The organism is Micromonospora sp. DT48, assembly GCF_049844495.1.
Classification (GTDB): domain Bacteria; phylum Actinomycetota; class Actinomycetes; order Mycobacteriales; family Micromonosporaceae; genus Micromonospora.
Genome location: NZ_JBNCLE010000034.1, coordinates 1 through 19960, shown reverse-complemented (window position 1 = coordinate 19960; position 19960 = coordinate 1). Strand labels below are relative to the sequence as shown.

At 70.7% G+C, this 19960-nt stretch carries 16 protein-coding genes, 1 tRNA gene and 1 pseudogene; 9 read left to right on the top strand and 9 right to left on the bottom strand.

What is annotated here, in order from left to right; genetic code table 11:
- The first annotated feature begins 220 nt into the window (after positions 1–220).
- The 4 genes from ACLQ2S_RS26020 (at position 221) to ACLQ2S_RS26005 (ending at position 8275) form a co-directional block, all read left to right on the top strand.
- Positions 221–1888, top strand: a complete 1668-nt coding sequence (locus ACLQ2S_RS26020) for a substrate-binding and VWA domain-containing protein (RefSeq protein ID WP_425703531.1) — start codon at positions 221–223, stop codon at positions 1886–1888.
- Entirely contained in the window at positions 1885–6246 is a 4362-nt protein-coding gene (locus ACLQ2S_RS26015; RefSeq protein ID WP_425703529.1) for an alpha-(1->3)-arabinofuranosyltransferase domain-containing protein, read from the top strand. Before ACLQ2S_RS26020 ends, ACLQ2S_RS26015 begins: the two co-directional genes overlap by 4 nt.
- Positions 6243–7064: a class I SAM-dependent methyltransferase gene (locus ACLQ2S_RS26010; RefSeq protein WP_425703527.1), complete on the top strand. Its 822-nt coding sequence runs from the start codon at positions 6243–6245 to the stop codon at positions 7062–7064. The genes ACLQ2S_RS26015 and ACLQ2S_RS26010 overlap by 4 nt, the downstream gene beginning before the upstream one ends.
- A 68-nt stretch (positions 7065–7132) precedes the next feature.
- The gene (locus ACLQ2S_RS26005; RefSeq protein WP_155222071.1) at positions 7133–8275 is read left to right on the top strand and encodes a DUF3068 domain-containing protein; all 1143 of its coding nucleotides are present in this window, start codon (positions 7133–7135) and stop codon (positions 8273–8275) included.
- Positions 8276–8324: 49 nt separating this feature from the next.
- Here the strand turns inward: ACLQ2S_RS26005 and ACLQ2S_RS26000 are convergent, their stop codons facing one another.
- From ACLQ2S_RS26000 to ACLQ2S_RS25975, 6 genes and pseudogenes are all read right to left on the bottom strand, one after another.
- On the bottom strand, positions 8325–9995 hold the full coding sequence (locus tag ACLQ2S_RS26000; RefSeq protein WP_309223910.1) for a DUF885 domain-containing protein: 1671 nt from the start codon (positions 9993–9995) through the stop codon (positions 8325–8327).
- Positions 9996–10044: 49 nt separating this feature from the next.
- Positions 10045–10221, bottom strand: coding sequence for a hypothetical protein (locus tag ACLQ2S_RS25995; protein WP_196222650.1), 177 nt, complete (start codon positions 10219–10221; stop codon positions 10045–10047).
- 115 nt (positions 10222–10336) lie between these two features.
- A pseudogene (locus tag ACLQ2S_RS25990) lies at positions 10337–10609 on the bottom strand (Uma2 family endonuclease); the annotation flags it as partial.
- Positions 10610–10784: 175 nt separating this feature from the next.
- A complete protein-coding gene (locus ACLQ2S_RS25985; RefSeq protein WP_425703524.1) occupies positions 10785–11843 on the bottom strand; it encodes a PHP domain-containing protein in 1059 nt (352 codons plus the stop codon).
- Between the two features lie 60 nt (positions 11844–11903).
- Complete coding sequence (locus ACLQ2S_RS25980) at positions 11904–14816, bottom strand: glycosyl hydrolase (RefSeq protein ID WP_425703522.1); 2913 nt, start codon at positions 14814–14816, stop codon at positions 11904–11906.
- Positions 14817–14979: 163 nt separating this feature from the next.
- Positions 14980–15711, bottom strand: coding sequence for a M23 family metallopeptidase (locus tag ACLQ2S_RS25975; protein ID WP_425703520.1), 732 nt, complete (start codon positions 15709–15711; stop codon positions 14980–14982).
- Between the two features lie 50 nt (positions 15712–15761).
- Here ACLQ2S_RS25975 and ACLQ2S_RS25970 point away from each other — a divergent pair, with 50 nt between their 5' ends.
- The 4 genes from ACLQ2S_RS25970 (at position 15762) to ACLQ2S_RS25955 (ending at position 17553) form a co-directional block, all read left to right on the top strand.
- Positions 15762–16121, top strand: coding sequence for a hypothetical protein (locus tag ACLQ2S_RS25970; RefSeq protein ID WP_309223914.1), 360 nt, complete (start codon positions 15762–15764; stop codon positions 16119–16121).
- 86 nt (positions 16122–16207) lie between these two features.
- Complete coding sequence (locus ACLQ2S_RS25965; RefSeq protein WP_196222647.1) at positions 16208–16375, top strand: hypothetical protein; 168 nt, start codon at positions 16208–16210, stop codon at positions 16373–16375.
- A gap of 130 nt (positions 16376–16505) precedes the next feature.
- The gene (locus ACLQ2S_RS25960; protein WP_309223909.1) at positions 16506–17030 is read left to right on the top strand and encodes a tRNA adenosine deaminase-associated protein; all 525 of its coding nucleotides are present in this window, start codon (positions 16506–16508) and stop codon (positions 17028–17030) included.
- A gap of 76 nt (positions 17031–17106) precedes the next feature.
- Positions 17107–17553 carry a nucleoside deaminase gene (locus tag ACLQ2S_RS25955; RefSeq protein WP_155222078.1) on the top strand — a complete coding sequence of 149 codons (447 nt, stop codon included), beginning with the start codon at positions 17107–17109 and terminating at the stop codon, positions 17551–17553.
- Between the two features lie 20 nt (positions 17554–17573).
- Here the strand turns inward: ACLQ2S_RS25955 and ACLQ2S_RS25950 are convergent, their stop codons facing one another.
- From ACLQ2S_RS25950 to deoD, 3 genes are all read right to left on the bottom strand, one after another.
- Positions 17574–18026: an acyl-CoA thioesterase gene (locus tag ACLQ2S_RS25950; RefSeq protein ID WP_155222066.1), complete on the bottom strand. Its 453-nt coding sequence runs from the start codon at positions 18024–18026 to the stop codon at positions 17574–17576.
- Complete coding sequence (locus tag ACLQ2S_RS25945; protein ID WP_155222065.1) at positions 18023–18661, bottom strand: TetR/AcrR family transcriptional regulator; 639 nt, start codon at positions 18659–18661, stop codon at positions 18023–18025. Before ACLQ2S_RS25945 ends, ACLQ2S_RS25950 begins: the two co-directional genes overlap by 4 nt.
- 124 nt (positions 18662–18785) lie before the next feature.
- Positions 18786–19493: a purine-nucleoside phosphorylase gene (deoD, locus tag ACLQ2S_RS25940; RefSeq protein WP_155222064.1), complete on the bottom strand. Its 708-nt coding sequence runs from the start codon at positions 19491–19493 to the stop codon at positions 18786–18788.
- A 75-nt stretch (positions 19494–19568) separates the two neighbouring features.
- On the opposite strand from deoD, the gene ACLQ2S_RS25935 reads away from it, so the two are divergent.
- A tRNA-Ser gene (locus ACLQ2S_RS25935) sits at positions 19569–19655 on the top strand.
- Positions 19656–19960 lie beyond the last annotated feature (305 nt).

Genomic DNA, 19960 nt, shown 5'->3' with positions numbered 1-19960 from the left:
CCTAGGGCGGTCTAGCCCGGCTGCGCAATGGGGCAGTCCTGGCGGCGACGATCCGGTAACGGCTTGTGGATGGGGGGTTTGCCGACGGGCGGAAACCTTGGCAGGGTGTGCAGCGCGATCCCGTACGATGCCCGGTGCCTGATGGCCGTGCTCGTCGTGGCAGGTGTGATGACCTGCGGTGGGACATCGTCCGCGGGCGTGACGAGGAGGTGAGGCGGCGGTGGTTGCCGACCGTCCCGCGCCGACGCGCGTCCTGTCCCGCCGCTCACCGGTGGTGCTGCTCAGCGCCGCACTGGTGCTGCTGCTGGCCGGTTGGGCGGCGGTGGCGTACATCCGAGCCGACCGGGGCATCCCGACCTGCGCCGAACAGGTGCGACTCCGCGTGGTGGCCGCTCCGGTGATCGCGCCGGCACTCGACCGGGTGGCCAGAGCCAACGTCGGAAGTCAACCGTGTGTCTCCGTCGAGGTGCAGGCCCGACCGTCGGCGACGGTCGTCCGGGAACTCGCCGACGACGGCGATGTCGGGGACGTGTGGCTGCCCGAGTCGACGTTCTGGCTGCGTCGGGCCCGTGCGGCCGGAGCGTTCGAGGTGCCCGGAGAGGGCACGTCGGTGGCGAGCACTCCGGTGGTGCTGGCCGTCAACGAGCGCGTCGCGCGTCGCTCCGGGTGGCCGGACAAGCCGCTGACCTGGGCGTCGCTGCTGGGTACGCGAGCGGAAAAGATCCAGGTGGGGCTCCCCGATCCGGCGGCCGACCCGGCCGGGGTCGGTGCCCTGCTCGGTGCCCGTGCCCTGGCCGACGCGAGCGAGGGCTCGCCCGCCACGGTGGCGGCGACGTTGCGTGGTCTCGCCGAGCGGACCTTCAGCCCGGCCGAGGAGGCCAGCTCGTTGATCCCGAACCGGGACCTGCCCGGTCGGGCGAACGCGGTGGCCGCCAGCGAACAGGCGGTGCTGGAACACAACGCGCTGGCGGCGACCGGAAAGCTGGTCGCGGCGTACCCCGAAGTCGACGTGCCGTGGCTCGACCTGCCGTACGTGGTGCTGCCCGCCGCGCAGGGCCGGACCCGCGACGCTGGTGGTGCGTTCCTCGACCGGCTGCTGACCGGCGAGGCCCGGGAGGTGTTCGCCGGGCACGGCTTCCGGACCTCGGCCGGGTTCCCCCCGGCGATGCCGGAGGACGGTCGGTTACGGCCCGAGGAACGTCAACCGGTGCCGCTGCCCGCCGAGGAGATGGTCAACGACGTGTTGACCGGCTGGAGTGGCGTGCAGCGCAGCGCCCGGATCCTCACCCTGCTCGACATCTCCGGGTCGATGGCCGCGCCGGTGCCGGCCGGTGGCACCCGACTCGACGCCACGGTGCGCGCCGCCCGGGAGGGTGCCGAGTTGTTGCTGGACAACAGCGAACTCGGCATCTGGGTCTTCTCCACCAAGGTCGACGGTGACCGGGACTACCGGGAGATCCTGCCGGTACGCCCGCTGGGCGGCCAACGCAAGAAGTTGACTGAGGCGTTGGCCGAGGTCCGGGTCAAGCCGCAGGGCGGCACCGGGCTGTACGACAGCACGCTGGCCGCGTACCGCGACGCTCGCCGCAACTGGATCCCGGGGCGGATCAACCTGGTGCTGGTGATGACCGATGGGCGCAACGAGGACGCCGACACCATCGGGCGGGCCGACTTCCTGGCCGAACTCAAGCGGTTGCAGGAGCCGCGCCGCCCCCTGCCGATCATCTTCATCGGTCTCGGTGCGGACATCGACCCCGAGGAGCTGAAGGCCATCACGAAGGTCACCGGCGGGCAGGTGTTCGTCACCGAGCAACCGAGCGGAATCCGCCGCATCTTCTTCTCGGCGCTGGCTGACCTGAGCTGTCTGCCGCCGGAGTGCCGCCGATGAGTGGCGAGCCGGAGCGACCGCTCCGGTCGCCGGACACCGGGTCGGAGCGACCGGACACCGGGTCGGAGCGACCGGACACCGGGTCGGAGCGACCGGACACCGGGTCGGAGCGACCGCGCCGGTCGCCCGGCGCGCTGGTGGCGCGGCTGCGTCGCTCGCCGGGTACCGCGCTTTCGCTGCTGCTGCTCACCGCGATCGCCTTCGGGCAGCGGCCCGGCCAGGTCACCTTCGACACCAAACTCGACCTGGCCGCGAACCCGATCCACTTCATGGCTCGGGCGCTGCACCTGTGGAACCCGGAAGCCACTTCGGGTGAGTTGCAGAACCAGGCGTACGGCTACCTGTTCCCGATGGGGCCGTTCTTCGCCGTCGGGCAGTGGCTGTCGGTGCCGCCGTGGATCACGCAGCGGTTGTGGACGGTGCTGCTGCTGGCCGCCGCCTTCTACGGTCTGCTGCGGCTGGCCAGGGCGTTGCAGATCGGCACCGAACCGGCCCGGTACGCGGCGGCCCTCGGCTACGCGTTGGCCCCGCGCATCCTCACCGAGGTCGGCGCGCTCTCCTCGGAGACGCTGGCCGCCTCGATGCTGCCCTGGGTGCTGCTGCCGCTGGTGACCGTACGCCGGATCGGTTCTCCGCGCCGGGCCGCCGCGCTCTCCGCGCTGGCCGTGCTCGGCATGGGTGGGATCAACGCGGCGGTGGTGCTGCTGGCGCTGCTCCTGCCCGGCGTCTGGTTGCTCACCCGCCGCTGGGACGCGCAGCACGTGCGCCTGGTCGCCTGGTGGTGCGTCTGCGTCATCGGGGTCTGCCTGTGGTGGATCGTGCCGCTGCTGCTCCTCGGCCAGTACAGCCTCCCCTTCCTCGACTACATCGAGTCGTCCACCACGACCACCGCGGTGGCCTCCCTGTTCCAGGCGGTACGCGGCACCAACCAGTGGGTCGCGTACATCGTGCAGGGCGAGCCGTGGTGGCCGGCGGGCTGGCTGCTGATCGACCACCCGGTGCTGATGACGCTCACCGCGATCGTCGCGCTGATCGGGCTGGCCGGGCTGGCCGGCAACCTGCTGCCCCAACGGCGTTTCCTGGTGGCCGGGTTCCTCACCGGGCTGACCCTGCTCACCATCGGCTACGTCGGATCGGTGGACAGCCCGATCTCCGAACTGGTCCGCGATCTGCTGGACGGTCCGTTGGCGCCGTTCCGCAACGTGCACAAGCTCGACCCGGTGCTGCGGTTGCCGCTGATGCTCGGCTTCGCCCATGGCGCCGACGCGGTGGCCACCCGGATGCACAACGCGGTGACCCGACGCCGACCCGGGATCCGGCTGCGTCCGCTGGTCTTCGCGCCGGTGCTGCTGCTCGTGCTGGGTGCCGCCGCCCCGGCCTGGCTGGGCCAGTTGCGTCCCGGCCCCGGCTGGTCCGATCTGCCGCCGCACTGGCGATCGGCGGCGACCTGGCTGGCCGACCGGGACGCGCTGGCCCGCACGCTGGTGGTGCCCGGCTCCGGCTTCGGGCAGTACGACTGGGGGCGCACCGTCGACGAGCCGATGCAGGCATTGGCCGAGGCACCGTGGGCGGTCCGCCACCAGGTTCCGCTGGGGTCGGCGGGCAACACCCGGATGATGGACACCGTCGAGGAGGTGCTGGCCGCCGGTCGGGGGTCAGCCGGGTTGGCCGACCTGCTCGCCCGCTCCGGTTTCCGACACCTGCTGCTGCGCAACGACATCGACCGCACCCAGGTGGACGCGCCACCGGTGACGGTGCTGCGCCGCGCGTTGACCGACTCACCCGGCATCGCCCTGGTGGCCACCTTCGGCACCACCGACGCGCTGTCCCGGACACTCGGTAGTCCGGTGGACGACGGTGTCGGCTCTCCACCGGCCATCGAGGTGTACGAGGTGCAGCGGCCGGTCCCGGCCGCGTCGGCGGTGCTGACCGCCGACGTGCCGACGGTCAGCGGTGGTCCGGAGTCGCTGCTTCCCCTGCTCGAACAGGGGGTGGTGGAACGGGACCGTCCGGTGGTGCTGGCCGGCGACCGGGACGAATCCGTCGACGACGCCGTCGGCGACCGGTGGATCGTCACGGACGGTCTGCGTCGCCGGGAGCGCGACATCGGCCGGGTCCGGGACAACCTCTCCCAGACGTTGACCGCGAACGAGGCGGGGCGACAGGGGCGGGTCGCCCTCGACGTGTTGCCCTTCTCCGACGAGCGGCACCAGACCACCGCGACCTACCAGGGCATCCGTGAGGTGACGGCGTCGTCGGCGGCGAGTTTCGTCGACAGCCTCGGCCCGGCCAACCCGTCCCACCTGCCGTTCGCCGCCGTCGACGGGGAGTACGACACGGCTTGGCACTCCGCGCCGCTGGCCGGACCGGTCGGGCAGTGGCTCCAGGTGGATCTGGACACCCCGCGTCAGGTCGACAGTGTGCGGCTCGCGTTCGTCACCGACCTGGCGGTGGGCTGGCCGGTGACCCGGTTCCGGCTCACCACCGACCGGGGTTCGGTGGACCACGACGTGGCCACCACCCTGGGCGGTCACTCGTACTACACGTTGCCGGGCCCCACCAGCCGGATCCGGGTGACGGTGCTGGCGGTGGCCGATGGTCACCTCGACGGTGGCGTCGGCATCCGGGAACTGTCCATCCCGGGCAGCGAACCGCGTCGCGCGCTACGCGCCCCGACGGACCTGCCGGACGAGCTGTCGACGCCGGTCAGTTGGGTGTTCAGTCGCGGGCCGACGGACCGGCCGGCGTGCTATCCCGCCCAGGTTTCCGACGGCGGCTCCGGTGGGGCGGCCGGCACGGTGATCCGCTGCGATCGCTTCCTGGCCCGGGCCGGTGAGGAACCGCTGGGTCTGGATCGGTTGTTCCGCAACCCGGCGGCCGGCACCTATCGGATGGAACTGTCGGTGGTGCCCCGTCCGGGTGGGGCGCTGACGCTCTCCGGCACGAAGGTGACCGCCACCGCGTCGTCCAATCTGAGCGGTGACCCGGCGGTCGGCGCGTACGCGGCTGTCGACGGTGACCCGAACACGGCCTGGTTGGCCGGCACCGGAGACCTGCGCCCCACCCTCAAGCTGAGCTGGTCCGGCGAGCGTCGCATCGACCGGTTGCGGCTGCGGGGCGGTTCGTCGCCGATCGGCTCGCTGCCGCAGCAGGTGGAGATCCACACACCGGGACGCGAGGTGCAGGCGTCGGTCGAAGCCGACGGGACCGTCCGCTTCCCGGCGGTGCGTACCGACCGGCTGGAGATCATGGTGCGGGAGACCGAGCACCGGCTGGCCGACCTGCGGGGCAACGGCTGGCCCGCCACGGCGGGCATCGCGGAGGTGGAGATCCCGGCACTGGCGAGTCTGCTGAACCCGATCGGCACCGACACCAAGGTGGTGGAGCGCTGCGGTGACGGCCCGACTGTCGAGTTGGCCGGTCTCCGTTACGACACGTCGGTCTCCGCCAGCCTGGCGGACGTGCTGGCCGGACGGCCGGTGCCGGTCCGCGTCTGCGGCGAACCCGGCGCGGTGCTGGATCTGCCGGCAGGCGGGCACCGGCTGGCCACGTCGCCGTCGGAGGGCTTCGTCGTACACCAGGCGACCCTGCGGCCGGACGACGACGCGAGCGCCGCCCCCCGCCATCGGGAGGTAACCGTGCTCGACTGGGCGGCCACCGGCCGGACCGTGCGGGTTGCCGCCGGTGAGCAGGCGCTGCTGGTGGTGCCGGAGAACGCCAACCCCGGCTGGACCGCCACCCTCGACGGGCAACCGCTGCTCAGTTCCCGGGTGGACGGGTGGCAACAGGCGTGGGTGCTGCCGCCGGGCCCCGGTGGTGAGGTCCAACTGGTCTTCGCCCCCGACCGTACGTATCGGGGCGGTCTGGCCGCCGGGGCGGTGCTGGCGGTCGGCGTCCTGGTCCTGGCCATCTGGCCGGTACGTCGCCGGACGACCATCGGCGGGGACGACGACGCCATCGCGGCCGAGGCTCCCGCCTGGCTGGTCGGCGTGCTGCTGGTGGTGCTGCTCGCCGCGTTGGGCGGGGTGCTTCCGGTGGCCATCGTGTTGGCCGCGATGCTGCTGCGGCAGCTGGCGGTGCGCGCCCTGCCGGTGGTGGTGCTGGGCAGCCTGACCGTGGCGACCGCGATCGCTGTGGCCGGTCGGTTGCAGGGGCACGGACAGGCGTGGGCGTACGGGGCTTGGGTGCAGGCAGCGATGCTGGTCGCGATCGGTGCGGTGGTCGCCGCGGTCCTGCCGGTCCCCGGTGTACGCCCCGAACCGATCATCCCGCATGATGTGACGCCGGACACGCCCGGTGAGCCGCCGGACGTGGCTGCGGACAGGGGCGAGGACGAGGACGGGACGGTGGCGCGGTGAGGGCAGCGGACGACCGGACGCGACGGGCGCAGCGCCGTCGCTTCGCATCGCTGAGCCGATCGGTGGCCCTGTTCCGGGCGTTCCTGGTGGAACAGACCGACCCGGACCACTTCTACGGCCTGCTGGCCGACGACTCGGTGCGTCAGGTGTCGGGTTACACCGAGCTGGCCGGTCGGACCGTGCTCGACGTGGGTGGTGGCCCGGGATACTTCGCGACTGCCTTCCGGTCGGCCGGTGCCCACTACGTCGGGCTGGACCCGGATGTCGGCGACTTCTCGGCAGCCGGTGACTCGGGGGCGGGGATGCTGCGGGGCAGTGGCACGGCGCTGCCGGTGCGCAGCGGCAGCGTGGACGTGGCGTTCTCCTCCAACGTCGTCGAACACGTCGCCGAACCGTCCCGGATGCTCGACGAGATGGTGCGGGTGACCCGGCCCGGCGGGCTGATCTTCGTGTCGTACACGCCCTGGCTGTCGCCCTGGGGCGGTCACGAGACCGCGCCCTGGCACTACCTCGGCGGTGACCGGGCCCGCCGTCGGTACGAACGACGGATGGGACGGCCGCCCAAGAACCGCTTCCAGGAGACTCTCTTCCCGGTCTCGATCTCCGACACGCTGCGCTGGGCGCGGAGTAACGACGACATCGAGGTGCTGGACACGTTGCCGCGCTACCACCCGTGGTGGGCCCGCTGGGTGATCCGGGTGCCCGGCGTGCGTGAGGTCGCGGCGTGGAACTTCGTGCTCGTACTGCGTCGCACTGCCCAGCGGCAGCCCGGTGTGGTGGAGAAATCCGAGCTGACCGGGGGTCGCGTGGCTATGTGACTAGGTAGTAACCTCGCGGCCATCTCACTGATTGACTTCGACGCAATTGAGCTCCTCAGGGAGGAAACATGAAGCAGCGCGCCGTGGGTGCCGTGCTGTTTGGAGGCGGCGTACTGCTCCTGGCGCTGGCCGCCGGACTGGTGTTCGTCGTCAAGCCCGCGATGTCCAAACTGCCCTACGACCTGGACCCGACGACCTCGGTGGCCGAGGCCAAGGGCGCGACGTTCCTGCAGATCACCAACGGTGCGGTCGCCATCAACCAGGGCGACCTGAAGTCGACCATCCAGGTCACCCCGGAGCGCGCCAAGACCGCGGCGCTCAGCGGCGACCTCGCCGGTGACACGGTGGTCTGGCGGGTCGGCCAGACCGTCGAGCGCATCGACACCAAGGAGCTGGTCAGCGCGTACGGCGCGGAGCTGGCCCTGGACCGGGTCTCCGCGGCGGCCGTCGAGTGGAACGAGCAGTACCTCGACGAGAGCGGAACGCCGGAGAACGTCTCGTTCGCCGGCCAGATGTACAAGTTCCCGTTCAACTCGGAGCAGAAGAACTACGAGATCTTCGACCGGGATCTGCGGCAGACCCGAGTGGCCCAGTTCAAGGGCACCGAGGAGATCAACGGCCTGGAGGCGTACCGCTACGAGCAGGTCATCACCGACGAGAAGCTGCCGCTGGCCGCCGACCGGGTGACGCTGCTGCTCGGTGCGCTCGCCCCGGGATCGACCTCCGGTGACGTCGTGTACAGCAACACCCGTACGGTCTGGATCGACCCGGTCACCGGCTCCTACCTGAAGGTCCGGGAGCAGCAGAAGAAGGTGCTCGTGCCGAACACCGGCACCCCGACGACGTTGCTGGACGCCGACTTCTCCTACAACGAGGAAACCGTGACGTCGTCGGTGGACCGGGCCAAGAAGAGCCGCAGCCAGCTCACCATCCTCGGTGTGTACGCGCCGCTCGGGCTCGTCGTGCTGGGCCTGGTGCTGATCGTCATCGGGCTGTTGGTCTCCCGCAACCGCACCCCGAGCACGGTCGGCAGGCACGCCGTCGGTGCGGACCCGGCACCGACCCGGGTCGACCAGGCACCGGTGCGGGACGACGCGCGGGAGGGTGGACCGTTGTCCGACGAGATCCCGCCCGCGTCGACGAACTGGAAGTCCGAGGAGTCCACGGTGCCGAGCCAGCGGGCAGCGCAGAGCGAGTCGGAGAAGCAGTAGCACCAGGTCGATGGTGCGGGGGCGGGCCGTCGGCCCGCCCCCGCAATCGTCAGAGTCGGGTCAGGGCCCGGCGCAGCGGATCGAGACCGAGCGCACCCAGGTCGAGTGCCTGCCGGTGGAACTCCCGCAGGTCGAAGTCGGCACCCTTGCGGGCCTTCGCCTCCTCCCGCGCCTGGAGCCAGATCCGCTCGCCCACCTTGTACGACGGTGCCTGCCCCGGCCAGCCCAGGTAGCGGTTGAGTTCGAAGCGCAGCATCTCGTCCGGCACCCGGCAGTGCTCCCGCAGGAACTCCCAACCCAGTTCGGGCGTCCAGCGCTCGCCGGGATGGAAGTCGAACGGGTTGTCCTCGGGGATCCGCAGCTCCAGATGCATGCCGATGTCCACGATCACGCGGGCTGCCCGCAACGCCTGGCCGTCGAGCATGCCGAGCCGGTTACCGGGGTCGTCCAGGTAGCCCAGCTCCTCCATCAACCGCTCGGCGTACAACGCCCAGCCCTCACCGTGCCCGGAGACCCAGCAGAGCAGCCGCTGCCAGCGGTTGAGCACCTCGGCCCGGACGGCCGTCTGGCCGATCTGAAGGTGATGCCCCGGCACTCCCTCGTGGTAGACGGTGGTCACCTCCCGCCAGGTGGAGAACTCCGTCAGGCCCTGCGGCACCGCCCACCACATCCGGCCAGGTCGGGCGAAGTCCTCGCTGGGGCCGGTGTAGTAGATGGCCCCGTCGCTGGTGGGCGCGATCATGCACTCGATCCGCCGGACCTGCTCGGGGATGTCGAAGTGGGTGCCGTTGAGTTCACTGATCGCCTGGTCGGCCAGCTCCTGCATCCAGTCGCGGAAGGCGTCCCGCCCCCGGATGATCCGGGCCGGGTCGGCATCCAGCACCGCCACCGCCTCGTCGATGGTGGCGCTCGGGCCGGCGATCTCGGCGGACACCGTCCGCATGTCGGCCTCCAGCCGGGCCAGCTCCGAGAAGCCCCAGGCGTACGTCTCGTCGAGGTCGATGCGGGCACCGAGGAAGTACTGGGACGCCAGCTCGTAGGTCTCCCGACCGGCGGCCTGCTTCTCCCTCCCGAGGGGGGCGAGTTCGGTCCGCAGGAACTGCCCGAACTCGGCGGTCGCCGCAGTGGCCGCCGCCGCGCCACGCCGCAGCTCGGCGCCGAGGGCGCTCTCCTCGCCCAGCCGCTCGACCAGCCCGTGGAAGACGTTGTCACCGTCCGGATCGACCCAGGCGTCGCACTGCTTGGCCACCTCGATCAACTGGGTACGCGAGCTGACCCGCCCGGCCGCTGCCGCCTCGCGTAGCGTCGTCTTGTAGTCCTCCAACGCGCTCGGGAAGAGGTTCAACCGGGCGGCCAGGTTGGCCCGAGCCTGCTCGCCGTCGGTGGGCATCAGGTCGAAGACCATCCGGATCTCGTGCAGCCCACTGGTGATGACGCTGACCTCGCTGGTTGTCTGCCCGGCGGTGTACCTGTCGAGTTCGAGGCCCAGGCGTTCCTGCATCGCCTCCCGGGCGGTGCGCTCGGTCTCCGTCTCCGGCTCGATGGTGTCGAGTTCGGCGAGGGTGCGGCGGGTCAGGTCGGCACGCGCGGCGTATCCGTCCGGGGACAGATCATCGAGCTTGTCGTCGTAGCCGGCGATGCCGACGTAGGTGGCGCCGGTCGGGCTCAGTGCGGCCCAGTCGGCGACGAAGCGGTTCGCGAGATCGTCGATTCTTCCCACCCTGCGCACCCTACGCGAGGCCGGTGTCGACGTGGTGTCGTCGACCCGGTCACGGCAGCAGGTCGGCAGGATCGAAGTCGATCGGGAACGGCTCGTCGGCGCGTACCCGGTCGCCGCTGACCGCTTTGGCGATGGTGTCGTAGCCGCCGTACGTGCTGAGGGTGAACAGCTCCACCGCGGCATGCCGCAGTCGGCGCGAGATCTCCACCCGCATGAAGTACGGCACCCGGCCCTCGGCGCACCGCATCGGCTTGTCGACGAAATCCTGCCGGCGGCTGCCGGCGGCTGCCGGGGGAGACGAACTCGACCGCCATGGTGCAGAGGTGGGCCGGAATCCAGCGATCCTCCTCGTCCGTTTTCGGCAGCGTGTGCAGCACGGTGAGATCCGGTTGGATCCACCGCTGCGGGGAGAAGGTGAGATTCACCTGGCCGAAGACGCAGAAACCGTGGGCTTTGGCGGCGGACTTCAACAGGTGCGCCAGCTCGATCTCGCCGTAGCTGTTCGTGCCGACCTCGGCGGGCGTCATGACCAACCTCCCGTCGATGCACTCGTATCGCGCATCGGGCAACTCAGGCAACGGGAGGTAGCGGTCGGCGAGCTGGGTCGTCCACATGCCGTCGAGGTCGACGAGTGGGTCGAAGCGCATCGGCATCGCCATGGTGTTACACCTCCTCGGCCGGTCAACGTTTCACCAGCGTAGGTGGCTTCTGTGGCGCGGACACGACGGCCGAAAACCGCAGGACAATGTCGTACCCGACGACCGGTCACCCGCTGACCAGGCAACTGTGTCAGGAGCGTGTCCAGGCGATCAGCTCGTCGGCCGACCACGTGTTCACCACACGGTCGGCGGGCACCCCGCAGCGGGCGGCCCGCTCGCAGCCGAAGCGCTGCCAGTCCAACTGGCCCGGGGCGTGCGCGTCGGTGTTGATGGCGAACCGGCAACCCGCCTCCAGCGCCCGCCGGATCAACCGCTTCGGCGGGTCCTGCCGTTCCGGGCGTGAGTTGATCTCCACGGCGGTGTCGTGCGCCGCGCAGGCGGCGAAGACCGCGTCGGCGTCGAAGTCGCTCTCGGGTCGGCTCCGGGCCCGATGCCCCTTGTCACCGGGCCCGGTCACTCCGGCGGGTCGGGAGGTGACCATCCGGCCGGTGCAGTGGCCAAGGATGTCCAGGTGCGGATTGGCGACGGCGGCCAGCATCCGGCGGGTCATCTTCGCCCGGTCGTCGTTCAGGCCGCTGTGTACCGAGCCGACCACCACGTCCAGCCGGGCGAGCAACTCCTCGTCCTGGTCGAGTGACCCGTCGGCGAGGATGTCGACCTCGATGCCGGTGAGGATGCGGAACCCCTCCGGCAGCGCCTCGTTGAGCTGCGCCACCTGGTCGAGCTGGCGGCGCAACCGGTCCGCGGTCAGGCCCCGGGCCACCTTCAGCCGGGGCGAGTGGTCGGTCAGCACCAGGTACTCGTGGCCCAGTTCGACGGCGGCCAGCGCCATCTCCTCGATCGGTGATCCGCCGTCGGACCAGTCCGAGTGCGTGTGGCAGTCGCCGCGCAGGGCGGTACGCAGGGCGGTGGCCTCGGCGTCCAGGTCGGTGCCCTCGGTGGCGAGCAACCGGCGCAGGTAGACCGGTTCCTCCCCGGCCAGCGACTCGGCCACGCAGCGGGCGGTGACGTCACCGACCCCGGGCAGCTCGGTGAGCTTGCCGGTGCGGCTGCGCTCGACCACCTCCTCGACCGGCAGCGCGGCCAGTGCCTTGGCCGCCGAGCGGAAGGCGCGTACCCGATAGGTGGCCTCGTTCGCCCGCTCCAGCAGGAAGGCGATCCGACGTAGATCAGCGATGGGGTCCCGCATGGTGGCAAACGTACGCGTCCGCGCCGCCGGTCGGGGCACGACCGGCGGCGCGGGGCGGAATCAGGCGTACGGCAGCCGTATCAGGGAACGGTCACCGACTCCGAGGGTGGTGGGGTTGTTGCCGATGGCGGACCACACCTCCACCCGGACGGTACCGCCGCGCAGATTGCCGAGGGCTCCGCTGCTGGAGTGCAGTCCGGCCGCCTGGGTGTAGTGCTCCCAGCCCGGCACCGGGTCGGTGGCGAAGTAGCGGTACGTCTCGACCCGCTCCCAACTGCCGTCACCGGTCAGGTCGTAGGAGACCCGGACCTGCACCCCGTTGCCGACCGCTGTGTCGGCGTCCAGGAAGAGGTCGAACGCGGTCTGCCCACCGTTGTGGTTGAGGTTGAGCCCGGTCGCGGTGAACACCACCGGGTTACGCGGCGTGCCGTCGTAGTTCGCGCCTGCGGCACTGCTCACGCTGGTCGTGCCGGCGGTGCCGGAGGCGCCCAGGCCGCCGCCCGACAGCAGGTACCGCACGGGTGCGCTGGACGGCGGGTCGGTCGGCGTGGGCGTGGGCGTCGGGGTCGGCGTGGGCGTCGGAGAGGTGGTCGGCGTCGGCGTCGGGCTCGGGGAACCGCCCCCACTGGCGCTGCCGCCACTCCAGGTGTGCGCCCCGCTGGTGGTGGTGCGCCCGGCCGCCACGTTCAACTGCGTACCGTCGGAGAACCGCACGGTCAGCGGCGTGCCGGAGATGTTGCTGGCCACGTACGTCCGGGCGCCGTTGCGGGTGAACACCGCGGCCAACGGGTGGTCGGCGGTGACCCCGGTGTCGACCCGGCCGAGGGCGGCCAGGTTGCGGATCCAGTGGAAGGTGTGGGCCCGGCTCTCGCCCTCCTCCGGGGTGTAGCCGGGGTTGGCCCGCAGCTTGGCCAGTGCCGCGTCGGCGTCACCGAGGGCGAGGAACTGCCAGTGGATGTCCTGCCACACGGTCGGTTCACCGCCGTTGTTGCGGACCAGTTCGGCGTACTTGACCGAGTTGTAGTTCGGGTGCTGGCCCAGGTAGAGGTGCCCACCGGTGATCGGCAGCAGGTTGATGCCCTGGATCATCTCGGGTTCGGCGCTGAACCAGGTGGCGTACGCGCCGCCGTCACCCCACACCATCCCCACGTTGGAGTGCCCGAACGCGTCGGGGAAGTTCTCCCCGGTGACGTCGAACCAGTACTCGTGGATCGTCGCCGCCTGGGTGGTGTAGAGGTAGATGCCCGCGTCGCGTACCGCCGTGTTGCCGGTGGCCTGCCCCCACTGGATGAGGGCGTTGGCGAAGTTCATCCCCTCCGAGGACGACTCCTGGTTGTTGCCGCTGGCGAACGCGCCGTGCCCGGAGGCCCAGTCGTGCCCGGCGTAGATGTCGAAGTCGCGCAGGTACGGGAAGCGGGTGTCCGACCGGTCGTAGTTGTTCGCGTCCCGGATGAGCAGGTCGATCATGCCGCCGTACTGATCCTGCCGGGCCCAGGTCGGGTCGAACTTGGCCAGCGTCGCGGCGGCGGCGATGTAGTAGCCGTAGTGGAAGTGGTGGTCGTTGAGTTCCTGGTCGGAGCCGTACGACGCGGGGTAGCCGATCAGCGTGCCCCACTGCTGGTTGTAGTAGAAGAGGCGCTCGGTCTCGCCGGGCGAGGCGGTGAGCCAGTCGTTCAGGGTGGTGCGGATGGCGTTCAGCGCCGCCGTACGGGTTTCGGTGTCGCCGACCAGGTCGGCGATCTCGGCGATGCGAGCCGCCCGGCCGAGCCCCTTGCCGGTCCAGTAGGTGTCGCCACCGCGCTGGTCCATCGGGTTGCTCCGCACCGCCGCCAGGTGTTGCCGCAGCGTGGTCAGGTCGGTGCCGGCTCCGGTCGCCACGGCGGGCAGCTCGGGCAGTACGCCGTTGAACCGCATCGAGGTGCGGAACTCGCCGACGCCGACGACCACCTTCATCCGCCCCCGGGCGGACGGGTAGGTCTGGGCGATCGGGGTGGCACCGGACAATGCCCGCCACTGGTGCGGGTAGAGACTGGCCACGGTCCGGGTCTCGGTGCCCTCGCGAGGTGTGGTGGTGAAGGCGTACCGGGTCTCCACCTGACTGGTCGCCGCGTTGTAGGTGTAGCTGACCCGGGTGCCGGTGACGTGGGCGTGCGCGTACCGGCCGTAGTTGGTGGCGAGCTGGGCGCGGGCGGTGCCGTCGCTGGTGGCCGGCAGCAGCGCGACGCTGAAGTAGCCGCGTCCGGCGAGGTTGGAGCTGATCCGGCTGCCGCTGACGGTCCAGGTGGCACCGGTCGGCGCGTACGCCACGTAGTCGTGCCCACGGACGGTGAAGCCGATGCTGCTGGCGTTGTTGGACCAGACCGTGGGGTTGCCGCCGGTCACGTTGATCACGGCGTCGCCGCCGCTGACGCGGAAGTACGCCAGTGGCAATCCGTGACCGATGGTGGCGCGCATGGTGCGTGCCCCGTCGCTCCAGTACGGGGTGACCGTCCAGTCCGTCCAGTCGTCGACCAGCACGTTGGGTGCACCCAGCCCGGCGATGCCGACCCGGATGTCCTCGACGTACGGGTACTTGAACTCACCGACGCCGGTGGCGGTGCCGGTGATGGTGGGCGTCGAGGTGGCCGAGAAGCCGAGCCCGTCGGTGACAGGTTGGTAGGAGACCGGGTGCGCGTGCAACGGCTCGCTGAAGGCGCAGTTGAGGCGCTTCCACAGCAGCGATGACCACCAGTCGTTGGTGGGCACCGGCCCGGGCGGGGCGGCGTTGGTGGCGTACTGCCGGGGGTTGGTGGTCAGGTCTCCGCAGCCGCTGGGCAGTGGGCCGACGGGGGTCGTGGTGTAGCTGCCGGCACCGACCGTTGCCGCCTGCGCGGCGGGACTGGCGATGACGGCCAACCCGCCGAGGACGAGGGTCGCGGCGGCGGTGGCGGCCAGGATCCGATGGTGTGGGCGGCGTGGGACGGGAGGTCTCATCTTTCCTCCAACGCGTGCCGGCCCGGCCCCGCCGGTCGGCGCACGCTTCGTCGGTATTGTGAGTTTAGTTACCTGAGAGAGCGCTCTCTTGTTACGGCGGACGGTAGTTCACCAGCGAGACCTGCGTCAATGTTTCGCAGTGATGAAACGCGGATGACGCGGATCAGCGGGCGGGTGGCTTCCCCGGGCAGCCGTGCTTGCGATGCCACGCGGCCACCTCGGCGGCCGGCTTCCGATTGCCGCCCTTGCGCCACGAGTCGAGATACGGCGCGGGCCAGACCACGCCCCGACGGATCCACCAACCGTCCTCGCCAGGACACGGTGGAGAGATGCCGAAGTGCAGGTGGCAGACGTTGTTGGCGTTACCCGTCCGACCCACCGTGCCGAGCCGCTGACCGGCCCGCACCCGCACCCCCGCGTCGATCCCCTCGGCGACCTCGGTCAGGTGCGAGCCGTAGTAGCGCACCCCGTCGTCACCGATGACCGACACGGACAGGCCGCCGTTGTACGGCCCCTGCGGACCGCGCTTGTCGTACCGGTCCCGCCGACTCACCTCACCGACCGTGCCGTCGGTGACCACGACGACCGGTTCACCGCAGTCGGCGAAGATGTCCGTCCCCGGGTACGCCGAGTGGGTCGGGTGATACGACACCTTCTTCGCGCGTACCGGAAAGACGTGGGGCAGGTCCTTTCGTGGCGACGCCGACGCCGTCGACTGGTCCGCCAGGTCGGGCGACGCGCTGGGTCCGTCGGTGGTCACGACCGTCGGGCTGGTCGCGGCCGTCGGCCCGGCGCCCGTCGGCGCGTCGGGCGCACCGCAGCCGCTCGCCGCGAGCACCGGCACGAGCAGCAACACGGCGTACCCGCGCCACCGTCCGATCGTCAGCGGAACCATCCGGCCATCCTGACAGACTCGATACGGTGGTAGCGCAGCGTCCCGTGTCTGTGGAGGAGTGGGTACCGGTGTTGCCGTACAACCCGTCCGGACTCTTTCCCTCCGGGCGGCCACCGCGCCCCACCTACCGGGAGCCGCACCCGATCGGTGGTGCCGGGGTCGCGGCGGGTGCCCTCGGAACCTTCGTCTGGCTGGTCCTCTTCGGCCTGCTCGGCGGCAGCCTCGTCGGATACGTCTGGTGGACGCTCCTCGCCGGTGGCCTGGCCTGGGGCGCGGCCCTGGTGCTGGTGAGGTTCGGTGACCGGGGAGCGGCCGCCGGCGTCGCGATCGTCACCGCCGGAGGCTGGAGCATCGCCGCCGCCGCGGTCATCGCCCGCTGGGTGGCCAGTGGTGACTGGCCGTTGTGGTGACCCGTGCAGCGGGGACTGCGCTGCGTCGTCGCACGGACACCGAAACCCGTCTTGACTGAACGGCCACAACTCGGCACCCTCCCGGTATGGCCTGGACCACTCCGCGGCTGGATCCCGATCGCAGCCGTCGCCGCCTTCAGCTTCTGGCGCAGTTGGCGGACGCGCGCTCGGTACGCGAACGCGAACGGCCACAGCGTGCCCGCACCGAGCGGCTCCGCCAGCTGATCGCCACTCGCCGTCGCCTCGCCAGCTGAACGGCTCGAAGTCCCCACCTCAGGAATGACCGGCCCTTCGGGGCGTTGACCGGTCGCCTGCCGACCCGACCGGCTAACGTGCACGCGTAACGGATCGGCGAGTGCTGTGCCGAGGCAACTTGGGGGAACCGTGTCGTACTTCGCTGCGGCCGTCGTGCGCGAAAAGGGCGGTTGGACGGCCGCCGATCTGAACCTACGAGGAGCCGTCGACATCGACGAGGTCGCCGAGCGGCTCCGCGACGTCGCCCCGGACGCGGACCTGTCGCTGTTGTTCGTCGAGGCGGACGACACCTACCTGGTCATCCTGCGCCTCGACGAGGGTGAGGACCTGCGGGTCTTCGGCTCCGACTCGGCGTACGCGGAGGAGTCCCAGCTGGGCGCGTTGCTGGTCGGCGACCTGAAGACGTCGGTGACCGGGTTCGACGACAGCGAGCAGCCGCGCGCCACCGGCACCGGCGACGACGACGAGCAGCCGGCCGTCGATCCGGAGGCGGACCCGGTGGGCGAGGCGGACCTCCTGGCCGACCTGGGCATCCCCGCGCAGCGACTGCTCGATCTCTGCGCCCACGAGGGCATGCTGCCGGGCGACGTCACCGCCGAGATCTGCCAGGTGCTGGGCTGCGTCGACGAGGTCGAGGAACTGCGTGAGGTCTGAGCCCACTGGCACGGACGGGCTGACCGGTGACGGCGTCCCGACCGGTACCGGTCGGCGACAGCGGCACGAACTCTGGATGCGCCGCGCCCTCGAAGTCGCCGTGACCGGCCCGGCCGGAACAGGTGGGGATGCGGCTTCGGCCGACGACGTGCCGGTGGGGGCGGTGCTCTACGGTCCGGACGGCCGTGAGCTGGCGATCGGCCGCAACGAGCGCGAGTTGACCGGTGACCCCACCGCACACGCCGAGGTGCTCGCGCTACGCCGGGCAGCCCAGCGGTTGGGTCGCTGGCGGCTGGACGGCTGCACCCTGGTGGTGACCCTCGAACCCTGCACCATGTGCGCCGGTGCGCTGGTGCTGGCCCGGGTCTCGACAGTGGTCTTCGGTGCCTGGGAACCCAAGACCGGTGCCGCCGGTTCGCTCTGGGACGTGCTGCGCGACCGTCGGCTCAACCACCGTCCCGAGGTGTACGGCGGCGTCCTGGAAGCCGAGAACGCCGCGGTGCTGCGCGCGTTCTTCCGCTGATCCGTCGGCGGAGCGCGGCCTCAGGAGCGCAGCAGCGTGGCGGCGACCGACCGGGCGGTGTCGGTCCAGGGCGCCGGTCGCAGGGTCGCCGGGTCGAGCCGGACGACGGCGCGATGTCCCTGCGCGTACGCCGTGGTGCCGTCGAGCGAGTGGAAGCGGAAGGCGTACCGGGCGCTGCTGGTGCCGAGATGCTCCAGCCAGAAGTGCACGGCGATCGGGCCGGTGCCGGTGACCGGAGCGAGGTAGCTGATGGAGAACTCGCGTACCGCGTGGAACACGTCGGGCGAGCTGGCCCGGCCCGCCTGGTAGGCGACGCCACGGTCGGACCAGTACGCGGTGAGCGCCCGCTCCAGCAGCACCGCGTAGCGGGCGTTGTGCAGGATGCCGAGGGCGTCGAGGTCGTCAAAGTGAACCATGACCGGCTCGACGTGGCCGTACTCCACGGCGGGCGGTTCGACGACTGCGTGACTCATGACGTGCCTTCCGGTAGTAGTGCGGGATCAGGGCAGAGCGCCCGCAGGCGACTCAGCACGCCGAGACGGGCGTGCCGGTAGGTGGCCTCCGGGTCGAGCAGTCGGGAGCGCATGGCGGCGGCGATGCCGTACGCGTCAATCTCGTATGCCAGCACCGCGACGTCCGTGTCGGCGGGTAGTTCGCCGAGGTCGACCGCCTCGGCGACGAGCCGTTCCAGGAAGCCCGTCCAGGCGGCGAAGACCTCGGCGAGGCGGTCGCGGACCGCGCCGGGCCGGGCGTTGAACTCGAACTCGGTGGTGGCGAAGAAGCAACCGCCGGGCAGCACCCGGTCGGCGTAGAAGTCGACCCGGGCCTCGTGCAGGGCGTGGATCCGGCGTACGCCCCGGGGGGCGCGCAGCGCGGGGCCGATGATCTTCTCTCGCCACTGGGCGACGGCCCGGTCGATGGTGGCGAGCTGCAACTCCTCCTTGGATCGCCAGTGCGCGAAGAGGCCGGACTTGCTGACGCCGAGCGACTCGGCCAGATGCCCGAGGGAGAGCCCGTCGAGGCCGTTGGCGGAGGCGAGGCTGACGGCGGCGTCCAGCACGGCGGTGCGGGTGCGCTGGCCCCGGGCGAGCCGACCGTCGATGTTCATGCGAGGAGCCTAACCAATAAGACCGACCGGTCGTATATATTTATCGCGTGGGGGCCGTCACACCGACGCCGAAACAAGACGTCCCGCCACCCCACAAGGGCGGCGGGACGTCTGCCTGGTCGAATCAGGCGACGATCGTGTCCAGGGCGATCTCGACCATCTGGCTGAAGGTCTGCTCCCGCTCCTGCGAGGTGGTCTTCTCGCCGGTCTTGATGTGGTCGCTCACCGTCAGCAGGGTCAGTGCGCGGGCCTTGAACCGGGCCGCGATCGTGTACAGCGCGGCGGACTCCATCTCCACCGCCAGCACGCCGTAATCCGCGAGGCGGTCGTAGAGGTCCGGCCGGTCGGTGTAGAAGGCGTCGGCTGCCAGGATCGGCCCGACCCGCATGGCGATGCCGCGTTGCTCGGCCACCTCCACCGAGGTACGCAGCAGCCCGAAGTCGGCCACCGGGGCGTAGTCGATCAACCCGTCGAAGCGCATCCGGTTCATGTTCGAGTCGGTGGAGGACCCGCTCGCCGCGATCACGTCCCGCAGTTGGAGATCCTCGGTGAGCGCGCCACACGAGCCGACCCGGATCAGCGACTTCACGCCGTACTCGTTGACCAGCTCGTGGGCGTAGATCGAAGCCGAGGGCATACCCATCCCGGAGCCCTGCACGGAAACCTCGACGTCGTTCCAGCGGCCGGTGAAGCCCAACATGCCCCGGACCGTCGAGTAGCAGTTCGCGTCTTCGAGGTAGGTCTCCGCGATCCACTTGGCCCGCAGGGGGTCACCCGGCATCAGGACCCGCTCGGCGATCTCGCCCGGCTTCGCGCCGATGTGCGTACTCATGGCGTTGATCCTGCCAGGTCGGCCTGCCAGGGACCGGTTCGGCGTCGGAACCCATGGTCCTGTACCCTCGTCGGCGGTGGCGTGTCCGAGCGGCCTAAGGAGCACGCCTCGAAAGCGTGTGAGGGTTTACGCCCTCCGAGGGTTCAAATCCCTCCGCCACCGCTCGTGAACAGCGAGAATGCCCGGTCGATCCGCGAGGATCGCACCGGGCGTTCCGCTTGTGGTCTCGGTTTCGGTCTCAGCGGTCGCGCCGGAGGCGCTGTAGGCGAGCGCCTCGTCACTCTTCGCGTTTGACCTCGGCGGGCTGATCAAGCTGCTGCTGCCGCTTGTTCTGCTCGTCGCGCAGTCTTTCAACGCACTCTGCGAAGAGGGTGTACGCCTTCGCATCGTCTAGCCTCGGTCTTTCGCTAGCTGTTGATCAAGGCCGTGATCTGGGCAGTTGATCTTCTCGGTTTGGGGTTGGGTTT